Source organism: Streptomyces geranii, assembly GCF_002954775.1.
GTDB classification, from domain to species: Bacteria; Actinomycetota; Actinomycetes; order Streptomycetales; family Streptomycetaceae; genus Streptomyces; species Streptomyces geranii.
Window position 1 is genome coordinate 24,687 of sequence record NZ_PJME01000051.1, and the last position, 15,203, is coordinate 39,889.

A 15,203-nucleotide genomic window follows, 5' to 3' on the forward strand; every position below is an offset into this window, starting at 1 on the left:
CACCGGCGGGAACTCGGCTCAGCCGTACCAGGTCACGTTGCACACGTAGACGCACTCGTGACGCGGCACCGCGAGAAAGCTGATGAAACCTCTGCCGCCGAGGAGATCGAATTCCCGCAGGCCGCCTTCCTTGTCCACGGGGCGGCCTACCCGCACGGAGTCCGGCCCGAGGGCTGCGAGTTCCATTGCCAGCCGCTCCACCTCGGCGACGGCACCGGGAGGCAGTCCACCGGTGATGTACTCCTCGCTCGGGTTGTAGTCCCAGGTCCAGTCGCTCACAGACCTGCCTCTGCCTCGGCCGCCTCACGGATCAGCAGGATCTCGGTGATCGCGTCGGCCGGGTCCGCCTCGCCGCCGTCCACAATCCGCTCCAGCTCACGCAGGCGGGCCGCCTGCTGAGGGTGCCGCTCGATGGCGACGAACACGGCCCACGAATGCACGAAGCTCCGCAGGGGAGCGAGGCTCTGGGTCTGCTGTGCGTTGGTCGTGGCCTCGAAAAGATGCTGGGTGAGCGCGGGCATCCGGCTCGGCGCGATCCGCGCGACCGCTGCCCGAAGCGCGTCGGGTGTCAGCTCGGGCATGGGGATCAGCGGTCCGTAGGGACCGTCGGTCTGGGCGCTCACGGAGACCTCCGGTGCGGGTGGTGCGGTCCTCGTACGGTACCGGGAGCGGAGGTGGGGTGGCGTGTGTACGGAGGTGAGAGCGGCCTTCATGTCGGCACTCCCCCGGTCGTGCGCACTGCGACCTCGGCCCAGACCTCCAGCCCCCTGCCCGACCTCCGCGTTCCCCACCGGTCGGCCAGCGCGTCGGTGATCAGCAGTCCGCGCCCGTTCTCTTGCCGCGGCCCCTGTTGCCCCATCGGCACGGGAACCACGGGCGCGCATCCGCTGCCCCCGTCGGTCACGCTGACCGCAAGCGTATCTGCGGTGAGAGCGCACGCAATCGTGATTGCACGGCTGTCGCTGTGCTCCAGGGCGTTCGCGACCAGTTCGCCGGTGATCGACTCCAGGTCGTCCAGGGTTTCTGGCGGCAGGCCCCATGCGGTGGCTTCGGCTCGTACCCGGTGCCGGGCGGCCGGCCCGGAGGCCAGGTCGTCGCCGGGGAGGGAGAATTGGCAGAGATTGCTGGAATCAGCCGGGCCGGGATTCATCGTGCCGCGCATGTCCTCGACCGCGTCCAGACGAACGCCACGGTACTCGGCGATGAGCAGCGCGTCGCGGAGTGCGTCCGCCAACTGCTCTGCCATTAGGCCGAGTTCGGCGACCTTGGCGGCACCGGGTACGGCGATCATCTCCCGGGCCCGGCCGAGGAGGCGGTTCGCGAGGCCGAGTTGGGCGGCCTCGATCCGGTCGGCGATGCGGGAGACGGGGCCGTGGCCGTCGATGCCGGTTTGCCGCAGGAGGCGTACTCGGGGCGTACCGGCGCGGTCCATTCGCATGAGGGCTCCTTCTCTGTGGGGGCATACGAGAAGTTGGGTAAACGCCGACCGCGACGCTCACCACAACCATTGAATACCGTTTGACAGCGGCCGAGTTGGAGACGAAACGGTGACCGTACGAGGATCAGCGGGCCCCGCTGGTCGCATGCAGATCGCCCGCGGACTCAGGGCACTTCGCACCCGGGCAGGCCTCACGCAGTCCGAAGTGGCCAAGCGGGCGGGGGTTTCCGTCGGAACCGTGAATCGGTACGAGACGTGGCAGGACCGCGCCAAGCTCAGGGTGCCCACCGTGGCGGCGCTCGCCGACACATGCGGTGCCAGGCCAGAGGAACGGGACACCCTGATCCAGCTCGTCCGCAACCAGGAGAACGGTTGGTGGATGGATCACCCAGCCGTACCCGAGGTGATGGATCCGCTGATGTCCTTCGAGGATGTCGCCTCGTACGAGCACGTGTTCGCAAACGCCCTGGTCCCCGGTCTGCTCCAGGCCCCGCGCTATGCGCTGGCACTGCACGAGGCACAGGACGTCCGCACGGAGGCGGATGCGATCGCGAACAAGGTGGACGCCCGGACCAAGCGGCAGGCGATTCTGGAGCGCTCCCCCGCGCTGCACCTGTGGGTGGTCCTCGACGAGGCAGTGCTCCGACGGCCCGTCGGCGGAACGGATGCGATGGTCGAGCAGTTCGACCACCTACACACCATGGCGCAGCGCCCCAACGTGGACATTCAGATCCTCCGGTTCGCCACCGGTGCCCATGCGGCCGGCTCGGGCGGCCACTTCCTCGTCCTGGGCCGTGACGACGAGGGAGACCCGCTCTGCGGGATGAACGTCGTCTACCTCGAACTCCACAAGCGGGGGCTCTACCTTGACGATCCGTCCGAAGTCCAGAACTACAGACTCATGTTTGACTACCTGAGATCGCAAGCGGCCGACGCGTCACTCAGCCTCGATCTACTGACTGCGGCACGACAGGAGCTCACCTGATGAACAACACCGCAGGATCCGCCGAGTTCGCAGCAGCGGACTGGTTCAAGAGCAGCTACAGCGCGGCCGACAACGAGTGCGTCGAGGTCGCCCGCTCCCTGTCACGAGTGGGGATACGTGATTCCAAGACACCTGTTCGAGGTGTGGTCACGCTTGCCGTCGACGCATTCGCCCAGTTCGTCAACGCCGTGAGGTCTTGACCTGGCACCACCTCGGCAGATCTGCTCCGTACACCCGGCAGACACACCGACAGCGGACAAGCCTCAGGTCTACCACCACCGGTGGCCCGCGCTTGGCTCTGCCACCTCGCGCGCCCTCACCACAAGGTGTGCAATGGGCACAGAGGGATGATTCGGGCGGAGCGCAGAGCCATGAGGGACCCCACACAGAAACCTCGACTGTCGAAGGCCGAGAGCATCGCACAGCTGAAAACACCACAGTGGGGCGCGGAGGCTCCCGCCCAAGTGGTGTTCCGTGGTTACGGCAAGCTCATCGATCCCGAGCAGCGGGAAGCAGAACTGACGCGGTTCATCGGCTACATGACAGCCCAAGGATGGACGCAAATCCACCGTATGCCTGGAGCCGTCCTCCTCTCCCGGACCCACCAGGCCAATGGCGGGACGGCTCTTGTCGTGGGGGCGACCGGGGTTGCCGCAGGTACCGCTGTGGGCGGCATCGGTTTCGCCGGAGCACTGGTCGGCATCGGCATGATCTTCTTCGGCGTCCTGCTGACCGTCACGATCATCGGCGCAGTCATCGGCATCCCCATGATCGTGGCAGGGGCGGCCGTCTTCACCGGGGGCGCCACCGCAGCCACCGCCGGTGGCGCGATCGGGGCAGGCGGCATGGCAGTCGGAATCAGCGGTGCCGCCTCCCACGATCAGGCGCTGCGCCTACAGGCCTGGACTGACGAAACGGGTCGAATATTCACCAAAGGCGCTTAGCTCAAGCCCTCTGTCATCCGACCCGACGCGCCCCCGCCGAAGGCACCGCCGCGAACACCCGGGGCGCCGTGTAGCCGGCGGCGGCGAACGACTCCTCCACCGCCTTGCCCACCCGCTCCGCGTCCCCCGCCTCCACCAACACGATCGCCGAGCCGCCGAAGCCGCCGCCCGTCATCCGGGCGCCGAGGGCGCCGGAGTCGACGGCGGACGCGACGACCAGGTCCAACTCCGGGCAGGAGACCTGGAAGTCGTCCCGGAGGGAGGCGTGGCCCTCGGTCAGGATCGGGCCGATCGATCTTGTGTCGCCGCCCGACTTCAGCAACTCCACCACCCGCTCGACCCTGTGGTCCTCCGTCACCACGTGGCGCACCAGGCGGCGTACCTCTTCCTCCTCCCCCAGGCGGGTCAGCGCCGAGGGCAGGTCCTCGTACGGCACGTCCCGCAGCGCCCGCACGCCCAGCAGCTCCGCGCCCCGCTCGCAGCCCGCCCGGCGCTTGCCGTACTCGCCCTCGCTGTGGGAGTGCTTGACCTGGGTGTCCACCACCAGCAGGGTCATGCCCTCGGCCGCCAGGTCGAAGGGGATCTGGTCCTGGGAGAGGTCCCTGGTGTCGAGGAAGAGGGCGTGGCCCTCCGTGCAGCACGCTGACGCCGTCTGGTCCATGATGCCGGTCGGGGCGCCCACGTACACGTTCTCCGCGCGCTGGCACAGGCGGGCCAACTGCCAGCGCTCCAGGCCCAGTTCGTACAGGTCGTTCAGGGCCAGGGCGACCACTACCTCCAGCGCCGCCGACGACGACAGACCCGCGCCTGTCGGGACCGTCGACGTGAGGTGGATGTCCGCGCCCGCCGACACCGCCCCGTGGCCCGCGTCCCGCAGCGCCCAGACCACGCCTGCCGGGTACGCCGTCCAGCTCTTGTCCGACTCCGGTGTCAGGTCCGCCACCCGCAGTTCGGTGACGCCGCCCTCGATGTCCGAGGAGTGCAGGCGCAGGACGCCGTCCGTGCGGCGGGAGACCGCTGCCAGCGCCGTGTGCGGGAGGGCGAAGGGCATGACGAAGCCGTCGTTGTAGTCGGTGTGCTCGCCGATCAGGTTGACCCGGCCCGGCGCCGCCCACACTCCCTCCGGTACCGATCCGTACAGCCCTTCGAACGCCTCGGCGACATCCGCGGTGGTGCTGCCCGTCATGCCCGTCATGCCCTCTACCTCTTACCTTTCCTACGTCCTACTTGCTGTTGCGCTGCGCGAACTCCCACGCGTCCGCGACGATTCCCGCCAGGTCGGACCGGGTCGGGTTCCAGCCCAGGCGGGTCTTGGCCCGTTCGGCCGACGCCACCAGGACCGCCGGGTCGCCGCCCCTGCGCGGGGCCACGACCTCCGGGATCGGGTGGCCGGTGACCCGGCGTACCGTCTCGACGACCTCGCGGACCGAGAAGCCCTCGCCGTTGCCCAGGTTGCAGATCAGGTGTTCGCCCGGCTGCGCCGCCGTAAGGGCCAGGAGGTGGGCGTCCGCCAGGTCCGCCACGTGGATGTAGTCCCGTACGCACGTGCCGTCCGGCGTCGGGTAGTCCTCGCCGAAGACCGAGATCGCCTCCCGCTTGCCCTGGGCGACCTGGAGGACCAGGGGGATCAGGTGGGACTCGGGGTCGTGGCGCTCGCCCTGCGTCGCGTACGCGCCCGCCACGTTGAAGTAGCGGAGCGAGACCGCCGCGAGGCCGTGGGCCGTCGCCTCGCTGGTGATCATGTGGTCGACGGCCAGCTTCGAGGCACCGTAGGGGTTCGTCGGGGAGGTGCGGGCCGTCTCGACGATCGGGGTCGTCTCCGGCTCGCCGTACGTCGCCGCCGTGGACGAGAAGACCAGCTTGCGGACGCCCGCCTCGCGCATCGCCGTGAGCAGGGCCATCGAGCCGCCGACGTTGTTGTCCCAGTACTTCTCGGGCTTCACCACCGACTCGCCGACCTGGGAGGAGGCCGCGAAGTGGAGGACGCCGTCGAAGGAAGAGTCCAGCCACTTGGCGGCGTCCTTGATGTCGCCCTCCACGAACGTGGCACCTGCCGGGACGCCCTCCCGGAAGCCCGTCGAGAGGTTGTCGAGGACGACGACCTCGTGGCCGGCCTCCAGCAGATGCTGGGCGACCACCCCGCCGACATAGCCCGCACCGCCGGTGACCAGGTACTTACCGCTCATCAACTCGCTACCTCTCGCAGTCGCTGTGCCGCCGACTCCGGCTGGATGTCGTTGATGAACACGCTCATCCCCGACTCGGAGCCCGCGAGGAACTTCAGCTTGCCGGAAGTACGGCGAATGGTGAAAAGCTCCAGGTGGAGCGCGAAGTCGTCGCGGTTGACGCCGTCGAACTCCTCCAGGGTGCCGAACGGCGCCTGGTGCCAGGCCGCGATGTACGGCGTAGGCGGCTCACCCTCGCCGAAGATCCGGTCGAAGCGCCTCAAGAGTTCCAGGTAGACCTTGGGGAACTCTGTGCGCGCCTCCTCGTCGAGCGCGAGGAGGTCCGGCACGCGGCGGCGCGGGTACAGGTGGACCTCGTACGGCCAGTGGGCGGCGTACGGCACGAAGGCGACCCAGTGGTCGGTCGCCAACACCAGCCGCTCACCTGCCAGTTCGCTCTCCAGGATCTCGTCGAAGAGGTTCTCGCCGCCCGTCGCCTCCTTGTGCGCGGCGACCGAGCGCAGCATCAGGCCCGTACGCGGGGTGGTGAAGGGGTACGCGTAGATCTGGCCGTGCGGATGGCCGAGGGTCACGCCGATCTCGGCGCCGCGGTTCTCGAAGCAGAACACCTGCTCGACGGCAGGGAGGTGGGACAGCTCCGACGTGCGGTCGGTCCACGCCTCCAGGACGAGCCGGGTCTGGTCCTCGGTGAGGTCGGCGAAGGACGAGTTGTGGTCGGAGGTGAAGCAGACCACCTCGCAGCGCCCGGAGTCGCCAGCCAGCGAGGGGAAGCGGTTCTCGAAGACGACCACGTCGTACGAGGAGTCCGGGATCTCGCTCAGCCGGTCGCCCTCGGTCGGGCACAGGGGGCACTCGTCGGCCGGCGGGTGGTAGATGCGGCCCTGGCGGTGCGAGGCGATGGCCACCTCGTCGCCGAGCAGCGGGTCCCGGCGTACCTGCGACGTGGTCACCGTGCGCTCCAGGGGGCGCCGGTCCACCGCGTCGCGAACTGTGTCGTCGCGCAGGTCGTAGTAGATGAGCTCACGACCGTCGGCGAGCCTCGTCGAGGTCTTCTTCACGCCGGACTCTCCATCCGTACACACACCTAGCTTCAAACAGAACCGAACACATCAAATCATAAATCCACAACGGCCGGTATGGCCAGCCTGTCCGTGGAACGCCAGCGGAGCCGGAGTTCAAGGGAACTCCGGCTCCGCGGTCTGGAAGTGCCGTCAGTGCTGCTGTTGCCGCACCGGACCCGCCCTGTCCAGCAGTCCCGTACGGGCCGCCAGGGCCGCTGCCTCCAGCCTCGACCCGACCCCCAGCTTCATCAGCACCCGCTGCACATGCGTACGGGCCGTGCTGGGCGCGATGCCCATGCCGGCGGCGATGAGGCGGGTGTCCTCGCCGTCCGCGACCCGGACCAGGACCTCGACCTCTCTCGGCGTGAGCATCTGGAGGAGGCGCTGGCCCTCGTCGTCGGGCTGGGCGGCGGGGTTCAGGAGTTCGCTGAACGCGCCCTGCAGCAGCTGCGGCGCGACCGCCGCCTCGCCCGCTCTGGCCTTCATGATGGCGCGCTCGACGCCCTCTATGCGCTCGTCATGGCGTACGTACCCGGAGGCGCCCGCGGCGAAGGCGGCGGCGATGCCGCGCGGGCTGGGCACCGGGCCCAGCACCAGGACCGCCACCTGTGGACGCTCGCGCTTGATCCTTACCACCGGGTCGAACATGCCCGGTTCGGCCGGTGTGGCCGTGCCCAGCAGGCACACCTCGGGCGCCCGCGCGATCACCAGCTCCGCCGCGCCCGCGGCGGGCGCCGCCGCGGCGAGCACCCGGTGCCCGCGCAGCTTCAACGCCGAGGCCAGCGCCTCGGCGAGCAGTCGGTGGTCGTCGACCACCATCAGCCGCACTCCCATCGAGCCACCCCCCAGTCCCCCCAATGGTTGTCCCTTCTGGATGCCCATTGGTCCCCACGGACAGGAGCCCCCCGGCTCCCCCGCTTCTCATGCCCCCGGAAGCTACACGCTTGTTCGACGTTGCGCTTCCCCTACTGGAGAGAAGTGCCCCGGATCGCCGAAAATCCTCTCATTCGAGGGTGTTGATGTAGTACGCGCACCATCCCGGTCCTGAGCAGCGGTTCAGCCGGTGCCGTACGCGATGGCCAGGTACCTCGTGCCGCCCACGTCGGAGGGCTTGCGGGCGTAGACCTGGGAGAGGTAGAGGCGGCCGTCGCCGTAGATCAGCTCGGCGTACTCGGGCTGCATGCTCGTCTCGACCTCGCGCACCTCCTTCGTCGCCGGGTTCTCCATCAGCTTCGTCTGCGCGAACGTGTCCCCGTCGATGCTGACGACCTGGCCGCCCTTGTCGTAGGGCGGGCTCTTGTACGCGATCACGTTGCCGCCGTCCATGCGCAGCGGGGAGATCGTGTAGCCGTCGCCCGCGTCGGCGCGCTGGCCGTCCTGCTTGCCGGTGGCGAGGTCGAAGGCGACGATCTCGTTGGTCTTGCTGTACTCGCCGGTGCCGTCGTGGTTCTCGGTGGGGATGTACAGCCGGTCGTTGCCGACGGCGAGCTTGGTGCAGTACTCGATCCTGGTGATGCCGTCGCACTTGGCGGCGTACTTGTCGCCGGGCGCCGAGATCTTCGTACGCAGCTGTCCCGTCCTGTTATCGATGGAGAAGATGTCCGAGATGCCGCTGCCGTCACCGGCGGAGCGGTTGACGTCGGCGGCGACGACCAGGGGGTTCGTGGACACGATGCTCGCGTCCTCGATGCCCTTGCCCATCGCGTACTCGGAGAGGACCTTGCCGGAGACGGGGTCGATGGTCTGGATGTCGAGCTGGCGGGAGCCGTACGCACCGCACTTGCGCACCGCGACCAGTTTCTCGCCGCCGCCGTAGCCCGCGTCGTAGCAGGTGTCGGTGGGCTTGGGGGCCCAGAGCTGCTTGCCGGTGAGGTCGAAGGCGGCGCCGCCGCTGGTGGAGCCGACGGCGACCGTGCTCGCGCTGACCGTCACGTTGTTGAGGTTGACCACCTGGTCACCGGATTTGACCGTGCGGGTCCAGAGCTGTTTGCCCGCGTCGAGGTCGATCGCCGCGACCTGGCTGCAGCCGTGCGAGGGTTTGTCCTTGGTCGGCATGGCGGGCTCGTACACGATCGCAGTCTGGTTGCCCGTCGTGGTGTGGCGGCTCGCCGCGCAAACCGGGCCCGGCAGCGGGACCGTCCAGAGCTTGGTGCCCTTCACCGGGTCGTAGCCGACGATCTCCGCGCGCCCGCTCTTGGCGTACACCTTGTCGGTGAGCCAGGAGCCGACGACGGTCGTGCTGCTCTCGTCGGCGCCGACGGCGGGCTCGGGGAGCTGGAAGAGGACCTTGGAGGCGGTGTTCGCGGGCGCCTTCTCGGTGTTTCCGGTGCCTTCGCCTGTCGCCGCGCTGTTCTTGTCGCTCGTCGCCGCCCGGTCGCCGGTCCCGTCCGTCCCGTCGTTCTTCGTCGACGAGTACCAGATCCCGCTGCCGATGATCAGCGCGATCGCGGCGACCGCCGAGACGATGATGATCGCCTGGGCGTTCGACTTCCGCTGCGGGGCGGGCGGTTGGGGCTGGTAGCCGGGTTGCGGCTGCTGCGGATAGCCGTAGCCGTACGGGGGTTGGCTGGGCGGCGGCGGGGGCGGCGGCTGGGTCATGGCGTGGGTACCTCGGGAGCGGGGAGGGGAGAAGGGGGGGCGGGCGGCCTACTTGCCGTAGGCGAGGATCAGCTTCTCCTTCTCGGTGTCCTTGCCGCTCAGTCTGGTCGTGGAGAGGTAGAAGCGGCCGTCGGTCCAGTCGTACGCCTTGGAGTAGAAGCCGTTCTCGACGCCGGCGGCGGACGCGGGGTTCTTCAGCAGCGTCTTCGGGGTGTGGGCGCTGCCGGTGACGGGGATCGACACGACCTGGCCGCCGGTGTCGTACGACGGTTCGACGTAGGCGATGAGCTGGTCGCCCTCGATCCTCAGCGGCAGCATCGACTCGTCGGCGGGTGACTTGACGCGCCACTTCTGCTTGCCGGTGGCGAGGTCTATGGCGACGATCTCGTTGGCGCCTGTGCCGGCCTCGGTCGGCAGGTAGAGGGTCTGGGCGTCGGCGGTGACGCCCTGGCAGCCCTGGAGGTCGCGTTCGAGGATCGCCCAGCCGCAGACGGGGGCGAAGGACTCGTCGACCGTCACCTCGGAGCGGAAGCCGCCGTCGGAGGCGAGCGTGGAGATGTTCCACGACTTCTTGTCCTCGTTGGTGAGGTAGAGGACGACGGGGTCGACGGAGTAAGTACGGCCGACCGCCCAGCCCTTGGGGATCGCCCTGGTCCACTTGGCGGCCCCGGTCCTCGGGTCCAGCTCCTGCACCTCGTCGTGCTCGGTGGAGGTGCCCGCCCCGCACGACGACACGGCGATCAGCTTCGCGCCGCCCGCGAAACCGGCGGGGAAGCAGGCAGCGCCGTACTTCACCTTGTCGAACAGCTTGCTGCCGGTGGCGAGGTCGTACGCCGTGCCGGACTGCGAACGCCCCACCATCAGCGTCGACTTGGTGATCGTCAGCTCGACGCTGAGGGAGCTGTCGAACAGCGCGCCGTCGGCGACCTCGGCGCTCCAGCCCTTGGCTCCGGTGTTCAGGTCGAGGAGCTGGAGCTTGTTGCACTTGGCGCGCTCGCTCGCGCCGTTCATGTAGGCGACCACGATCTTGTCGTCGGCGGACTTCTGCGGGGTGACGGCGCAGATCTTCTGCGGGAAGGTGATCGGCCCCCAGGCCGTGGCCCCGTCGGCGACGCGGAACGCGAACACCTGCTTGTACGCCGCCTTCACGGCCACCTTGCCGGTGATCCACATGCCGTTGGCGTCGGCGCCGGAAGCGGGTGCGTCCGGGGCGTCCTTGGACCAGAGCACCTTCGACTCGCCCGCCTGACGGCCCTCGTTGAGGTTGTCGGGGTCGGCACCGGCGGTCCCGCCGCCGTTGTCGCCGTCGTCGGTGCCGGGGTTGGCGGGGCCGGAGGGGGGCACGGAGAGGTCGGGTCCGGCCGACGCGGGCTTCTTGTCGTCACCGCCACCGGTCACGGCGTACACCGTGCCCCCGATGACGAGCAGCGCGGCGAAGGCGGCGCCGAACAGCAGGGCGGGGCGCCGCTTGAAGGGGTTGCCGGGGCCGGGCGGCGGCGGGGGTACGGGGGCGCCGGGGAACTGCGGGGGCTGCAGCTGGCCGGGGTAGCCGTAGCCGGGGGCGGGCGCGTACCCGTAGGGGCCCGGCTGGGCCGGATATCCGGGCTGCGCGTGCTGCCCGGACTGGCCGCCGTACGGGCCCGGTTGGGCGTAGGGGCCGGACTGGGGCGGGACCGTCGGCAGGGGTGGCGGGCCCGCCGGGGGCGGCGGGGTCCCGTACGGCGAGCCCTGCGGCGCGGACTGCGGCACCTCGGGCGGTGGTCCGAAGCCGCCCTGGGGCGGCTGGCTGGGCGGCTGGGTCATCAGCGCGCTCCCCCTTCAGCTGATTTTTAGCCACGCCCTGAGGTGCGCAAGAGGCACGAAGTACTGGTGGAGTACTGGGTGGTCGGGCCCGCTCAGGGTGTCTCAGAAGGCCCTTTCTACCACTCCGTGGCCGTGCCGCACCGGACTGTATCCGCCCCGACCGCCTCTGTTCCCAAGGGCGAACCGCTCCGTGATGCCGCCGTTATGCGCGTTCACGTGTCCTTCATGCCCTGTCTGTGAACTTCACGCGTCATCCGCGAGTTCCAGCCACCGCAGTTCGAGTTCGTCGCGTTCGCCGGAGAGTTCGCGCAGTTCGGCGTCGAGTTTGGCCACCTTCTCGAAATCGGTGGCGTTGTCGGCGATCTGGGTGTGCAGCTTGCTCTCGCGCTCGGAGAGCTTGTCCAACTGCCGCTCGATCTTCTGGAGTTCCTTCTTCGCGGCCCGGCTGTCGGCGGCGCTCTTCTCGGTGACGGCCTTGGCGGCGGCCACCGGTACGGCGGCGGCTGCGGCCTGCTCGATGCGCTGCCGCCGCTCCAGGTACTCGTCGATACCGCGCGGCAGCATACGGAGGGTGGCGTCGCCGAGGAGGGCGAAGACGCGGTCGGTGGTGCGCTCGACGAAGAAGCGGTCGTGGGAGATGACGACCATGGAGCCGGGCCAGCCGTCGAGGAGGTCTTCGAGCTGGGTGAGGGTCTCGATGTCGAGGTCGTTGGTGGGCTCGTCGAGGAAGAGGACGTTGGGCTCGTCCATGAGCAGGCGCAGGATCTGCAGCCGCCGCCGCTCACCACCGCTGAGGTCCCCGACGGGGGTCCACTGCTTCTCGCTCCCGAACCCGAAGGTCTCGCAGAGCTGTCCGGCGGTCAGTTCGCGCCCCTTGCCGAGGTCGACGCGGTCGCGGATCTGCTGGACGGCCTCCAACACCCGGAGGTTCGGGTTGAGTTCGCCGACCTCCTGGGAGAGATAGGCGAGCTTGACGGTCTTCCCGACGGAGACCCGGCCGGCGGCGGGCTGCTTCTCCCCGTCACTGCGGGCGGCCTCGGCCATGGCACGGAGGAGGGAGGTCTTGCCGGCGCCGTTGACCCCGACGAGGCCGATGCGGTCACCGGGGCCGAGCTGCCAGGTGAGGTGCTTGAGCAGCACCTTCGGTCCCGCCTGCACGGTGACGTCCTCAAGATCGAACACGGTCTTGCCGAGCCGCGACGACGCGAACTTCATCAGCTCGCTGCTGTCCCGGGGCGGCGGTACGTCGGCGATCAGCTCGTTGGCGGCCTCGACACGGAAGCGCGGCTTGGAGGTACGGGCGGGCGCCCCGCGCCGCAGCCAGGCCAGCTCCTTGCGGACGAGGTTCTGCCGCTTCACTTCCTCGGTGGCGGCGATGCGCTCCCGCTCGGCACGCGCGAAGACGTAGTCGGAGTACCCGCCCTCGTACTCGAAGACATCCCCCTTCTGCACGTCCCACATCCGGGTGCAGACCTGGTCGAGGAACCACCGGTCGTGCGTCACGCAGACGAGCGCGGACCGTCGCTCACGAAGATGCCGGGCGAGCCAGGAGATCCCCTCGACGTCGAGGTGGTTGGTCGGCTCGTCGAGGACGATCAGGTCGGGCTCGTCGATCAGCAGCTTGGCGAGCGCGATCCGGCGCCGCTCACCACCGGAGAGCGGCCCGATGACGGTGTCGAGCCCCTGCGGGAACCCCGGCAGGTCGAGCCCGCCGAACAGTCCCGTGAGTACGTCCCTGACCTTGGCGTTCCCGGCCCACTCGTGGTCCGCCATGTCCCGGATGACCTCGTGGCGGACGGTGGCGGCGGGGTCGAGGGAGTCGTGCTGGGTGAGCACGCCGAGGCGCAGCCCGCCGGAGTGGGTGACGCGCCCGGTGTCGGCCTCCTCCAGCTTGGCGAGCATCCGGATGAGGGTGGTCTTGCCGTCGCCGTTGCGCCCCACGACCCCGATCCGGTCCCCCTCGGACACCCCGAGCGAGATCCCGTCGAGCAGGGCACGGGTCCCGTACACCTTGCTGACGTTCTCGACATTGACGAGGTTGACGGCCATTTTTCTCCTGACGCGGGGGTGGGTCGACCTTCCAGGGTAGAGGGGCGGGTCCGGTGCGGCACACCTGGTGGTGGGGAAGGCCGCGGTGCGCGGCTCCCGGGGGCGGGTCGGAGCGGGCGGCGGCGCGTCCCCTCGGCTCCATGTACGGGGTGGGCCGGGTGGCGAGGCGGGCCCGGTCGGGGTCCTTCTCCCGGGCCACCAGGGCGAAGGCGTGGGTGAGGCCGGCTGCAGCTGCTCGGCGACGGGCAGCGCCCCCGGCACCCCCAGCCCTCCCGGCCCTCCCAGCGCCCTCCCGTTACCCGGACGTAGGGATTCCCCTAATTGACGTGATCTCTTCAATTCGGCGACGGTGTGCCCACGGAGACGCCACCCCCCTCACCCCCCACACGTCCCCGTTCAATTCGTGCACGTCGTACAAGAGGGGAACCACCCCGTGTCCGTACCGCACTCCCCCACAGCCATGTCCGCCGGGCGCCCCACCCCCGGCTCCGGCCTCAGATTCGGCGCTCTCGGCGCGCTCGTCGCCGCCGCCTCCGTGCTCGCTCTCGGCGGTGCCGCCATCGGTCCCGCCTCCGCCGCCGCCCCGGCCGTCGGTGTGATCCAGGGTGCCGATGCCGAAGGTGCCATCAAGGACAGCTACATCGTCACCCTCAAGGACAGCGCCGGTTTCCGGGCCGCGTCCAGCAAGGGCAAGGCGCTCGCGACCCGTTACGGCGCCGAGGTCGAGCGGACCTACAAGTCGGCCCTGAACGGGTACGCCACCGAGATGACCGAGGCCGAGGCCAAGCGGCTCGCCGCCGACCCGGCCGTCGCGAAGGTCGTGCAGAACAAGACCCTGCACATCAACGACACGCAGACCAGCCCGACCTGGGGCCTCGACCGCATCGACCAGGCCGACCTGCCGCTCGACTCGGCCTACACGTACCCGTCGAGCGCCGGTAGCGGCGTGACCGCGTACATCATCGACACCGGCGTCCGGATCACCCACACCGACTTCGGCGGACGCGCCTCCTACGGCTACGACGCCATCGACGGCGACACCAGCGCGAACGACGGCAACGGACACGGCACGCACGTCGCCGGGACCGTCGCCAGCGCCACGTACGGGGTCGCCAAGGCCGCCAAGATCGTCGCCGTGCGCGTGCTCGACGACTCCGGCTCCGGGACCACCGACCAGGTCGTCGCCGGTATCGACTGGGTGACCGAGAACCACGTCAGCCCGGCCGTCGCCAACATGTCGCTGGGCGGCGACGCCGACTCCGTACTCGACGAGGCCGTCGCCAACTCGATCGCCTCGGGCGTCACTTACGCCGTGGCCGCGGGCAACGACAACACCACCGCGTCCTCCAACTCCCCGGCCCGTGTGGCCACCGCGATCACCGTGGGCGCCAGCACGAGCGCCGACGCGCGGTCCTCGTTCTCCAACTACGGTTCCGCACTCGACATCTTCGCGCCGGGATCGAGCATCACGTCGACGTACAACACGTCGAACACCGCCACCGCCTCACTCTCCGGTACGTCGATGGCGTCCCCGCACGTCGCCGGCGCGGCTGCCGTCTACCTGGGCGAGAACCCCAGCGCCACCCCCGCCCAGGTCGCCACCGCGCTGACCTCGGCCGCCTCCAGCTCCACCCTCACCAGCGTCGGCACCGGCAGCCCCAACCTGCTCCTCCAGGTCACCCCGGCCGGTGACAGCGACGACGACGGCGGCGACACCGGCACGGCCTTCGAGTCGACCACCGACGTGTCCATCCCGGACGCCGGTTCGGCCGTCTACTCGCCGATCACGGTCAGCGGCCTCACCGGCAGCGCGCCCAGCGACCTCTCCGTGTACGTCAACATCGTGCACACCTACCGCGGTGACCTGGTCATCGACCTGGTCGCCCCGGACGGCTCCACCTACCGCCTGAAGAGCAGCAGTTCCTCGGACTCCACCGACAACGTCGACGCCACCTACACGGTCGACGCGTCCAGCGAGACCACCGTCAACGGCACCTGGCAGCTCAAGGTCCAGGACGTGTACAGCGCGGACACCGGCTACATCAACAGCTGGAAGCTCACCTTCTGAGCCGCACCCGCACCGGCTGACTGACAGAAACCGAAGCCGTGCGCCCCGGGGACACCAACTCACCCGGGGCG

14 protein-coding genes are annotated in these 15,203 nt (G+C 69.5%); 4 read left to right on the forward strand and 10 right to left on the reverse strand.

The features are described 5' to 3' along the window. Positions 1–18: 18 nt before the first annotated feature. The 3 genes from CW359_RS36820 to CW359_RS36830 form a co-directional block, all read right to left on the reverse strand. Positions 19–279 carry a hypothetical protein gene (locus tag CW359_RS36820; protein ID WP_105974566.1) on the reverse strand — a complete coding sequence of 87 codons (261 nt, stop codon included), beginning with the start codon at positions 277–279 and terminating at the stop codon, positions 19–21. Further along, on the reverse strand, positions 276–623 hold the full coding sequence (locus CW359_RS36825) for a DUF6247 family protein (protein WP_105974606.1): 348 nt from the start codon (positions 621–623) through the stop codon (positions 276–278). The genes CW359_RS36820 and CW359_RS36825 overlap by 4 nt, the downstream gene beginning before the upstream one ends. 86 nt (positions 624–709) lie before the next feature. Continuing rightward, positions 710–1,438 (reverse strand): ATP-binding protein, encoded by a 729-nt coding sequence (locus CW359_RS36830; RefSeq protein ID WP_157968705.1) that lies wholly within the window; start codon positions 1,436–1,438, stop codon positions 710–712. Positions 1,439–1,583: 145 nt separating this feature from the next. Here CW359_RS36830 and CW359_RS36835 point away from each other — a divergent pair, with 145 nt between their 5' ends. The 3 genes from CW359_RS36835 to CW359_RS36845 all read left to right on the forward strand — a co-directional run bounded on the left by CW359_RS36835 (position 1,584) and on the right by CW359_RS36845 (position 3,367). After that, positions 1,584–2,423 carry a helix-turn-helix domain-containing protein gene (locus tag CW359_RS36835; protein ID WP_232838767.1) on the forward strand — a complete coding sequence of 280 codons (840 nt, stop codon included), beginning with the start codon at positions 1,584–1,586 and terminating at the stop codon, positions 2,421–2,423. Beyond that, positions 2,423–2,623 (forward strand): DUF397 domain-containing protein, encoded by a 201-nt coding sequence (locus tag CW359_RS36840; RefSeq protein ID WP_105974569.1) that lies wholly within the window; start codon positions 2,423–2,425, stop codon positions 2,621–2,623. Before CW359_RS36835 ends, CW359_RS36840 begins: the two co-directional genes overlap by 1 nt. A gap of 171 nt (positions 2,624–2,794) precedes the next feature. Further along, positions 2,795–3,367 carry a hypothetical protein gene (locus CW359_RS36845; RefSeq protein WP_157968706.1) on the forward strand — a complete coding sequence of 191 codons (573 nt, stop codon included), beginning with the start codon at positions 2,795–2,797 and terminating at the stop codon, positions 3,365–3,367. 13 nt (positions 3,368–3,380) lie between these two features. Here the strand turns inward: CW359_RS36845 and galK are convergent, their stop codons facing one another. From galK to CW359_RS36880, 7 genes are all read right to left on the reverse strand, one after another. Next, positions 3,381–4,562, reverse strand: a complete 1,182-nt coding sequence (gene galK / locus CW359_RS36850) for a galactokinase (RefSeq protein WP_232838768.1) — start codon at positions 4,560–4,562, stop codon at positions 3,381–3,383. A gap of 28 nt (positions 4,563–4,590) precedes the next feature. Further along, positions 4,591–5,553: a UDP-glucose 4-epimerase GalE gene (gene galE / locus CW359_RS36855; protein ID WP_105974571.1), complete on the reverse strand. Its 963-nt coding sequence runs from the start codon at positions 5,551–5,553 to the stop codon at positions 4,591–4,593. Then, a complete protein-coding gene (gene galT / locus CW359_RS36860; RefSeq protein ID WP_105974572.1) occupies positions 5,553–6,611 on the reverse strand; it encodes a galactose-1-phosphate uridylyltransferase in 1,059 nt (352 codons plus the stop codon). The genes galE and galT overlap by 1 nt, the downstream gene beginning before the upstream one ends. 153 nt (positions 6,612–6,764) lie before the next feature. After that, entirely contained in the window at positions 6,765–7,448 is a 684-nt protein-coding gene (locus tag CW359_RS36865; protein WP_105974573.1) for a helix-turn-helix transcriptional regulator, read from the reverse strand. A 222-nt stretch (positions 7,449–7,670) separates the two neighbouring features. Then, positions 7,671–9,212 (reverse strand): outer membrane protein assembly factor BamB family protein, encoded by a 1,542-nt coding sequence (locus CW359_RS36870; RefSeq protein ID WP_105974574.1) that lies wholly within the window; start codon positions 9,210–9,212, stop codon positions 7,671–7,673. A 48-nt stretch (positions 9,213–9,260) separates the two neighbouring features. Beyond that, entirely contained in the window at positions 9,261–11,015 is a 1,755-nt protein-coding gene (locus CW359_RS36875) for an outer membrane protein assembly factor BamB family protein (protein ID WP_105974575.1), read from the reverse strand. Positions 11,016–11,258: 243 nt separating this feature from the next. Further along, positions 11,259–13,064 carry an ABC-F family ATP-binding cassette domain-containing protein gene (locus tag CW359_RS36880; protein WP_105974576.1) on the reverse strand — a complete coding sequence of 602 codons (1,806 nt, stop codon included), beginning with the start codon at positions 13,062–13,064 and terminating at the stop codon, positions 11,259–11,261. Between the two features lie 460 nt (positions 13,065–13,524). On the opposite strand from CW359_RS36880, the gene CW359_RS36885 reads away from it, so the two are divergent. Then, complete coding sequence (locus tag CW359_RS36885) at positions 13,525–15,132, forward strand: S8 family peptidase (RefSeq protein WP_105974577.1); 1,608 nt, start codon at positions 13,525–13,527, stop codon at positions 15,130–15,132. Positions 15,133–15,203: the final 71 nt, after the last annotated feature.

Bases quoted from the DNA above. Each gene is read 5' to 3' on its own strand.
- CW359_RS36830 (WP_157968705.1), bottom strand. From the start codon at position 1,438: ATGCGAATGGACCGCGCCGGTACGCCCCGAGTACGCCTCCTGCGGCAA.
- CW359_RS36835 (WP_232838767.1), top strand. From the start codon at position 1,584: ATGCAGATCGCCCGCGGACTCAGGGCACTTCGCACCCGGGCAGGCCTC.
- CW359_RS36840 (WP_105974569.1), top strand. From the start codon at position 2,423: ATGAACAACACCGCAGGATCCGCCGAGTTCGCAGCAGCGGACTGGTTC.
- CW359_RS36845 (WP_157968706.1), top strand. From the start codon at position 2,795: ATGAGGGACCCCACACAGAAACCTCGACTGTCGAAGGCCGAGAGCATC.
- galK (WP_232838768.1), bottom strand. From the start codon at position 4,562: ATGACGGGCATGACGGGCAGCACCACCGCGGATGTCGCCGAGGCGTTC.
- galE (WP_105974571.1), bottom strand. From the start codon at position 5,553: ATGAGCGGTAAGTACCTGGTCACCGGCGGTGCGGGCTATGTCGGCGGG.
- CW359_RS36865 (WP_105974573.1), bottom strand. From the start codon at position 7,448: ATGGGAGTGCGGCTGATGGTGGTCGACGACCACCGACTGCTCGCCGAG.
- CW359_RS36870 (WP_105974574.1), bottom strand. From the start codon at position 9,212: ATGACCCAGCCGCCGCCCCCGCCGCCGCCCAGCCAACCCCCGTACGGC.
- CW359_RS36875 (WP_105974575.1), bottom strand. From the start codon at position 11,015: ATGACCCAGCCGCCCAGCCAGCCGCCCCAGGGCGGCTTCGGACCACCG.
- CW359_RS36880 (WP_105974576.1), bottom strand. From the start codon at position 13,064: ATGGCCGTCAACCTCGTCAATGTCGAGAACGTCAGCAAGGTGTACGGG.
- CW359_RS36885 (WP_105974577.1), top strand. From the start codon at position 13,525: ATGTCCGCCGGGCGCCCCACCCCCGGCTCCGGCCTCAGATTCGGCGCT.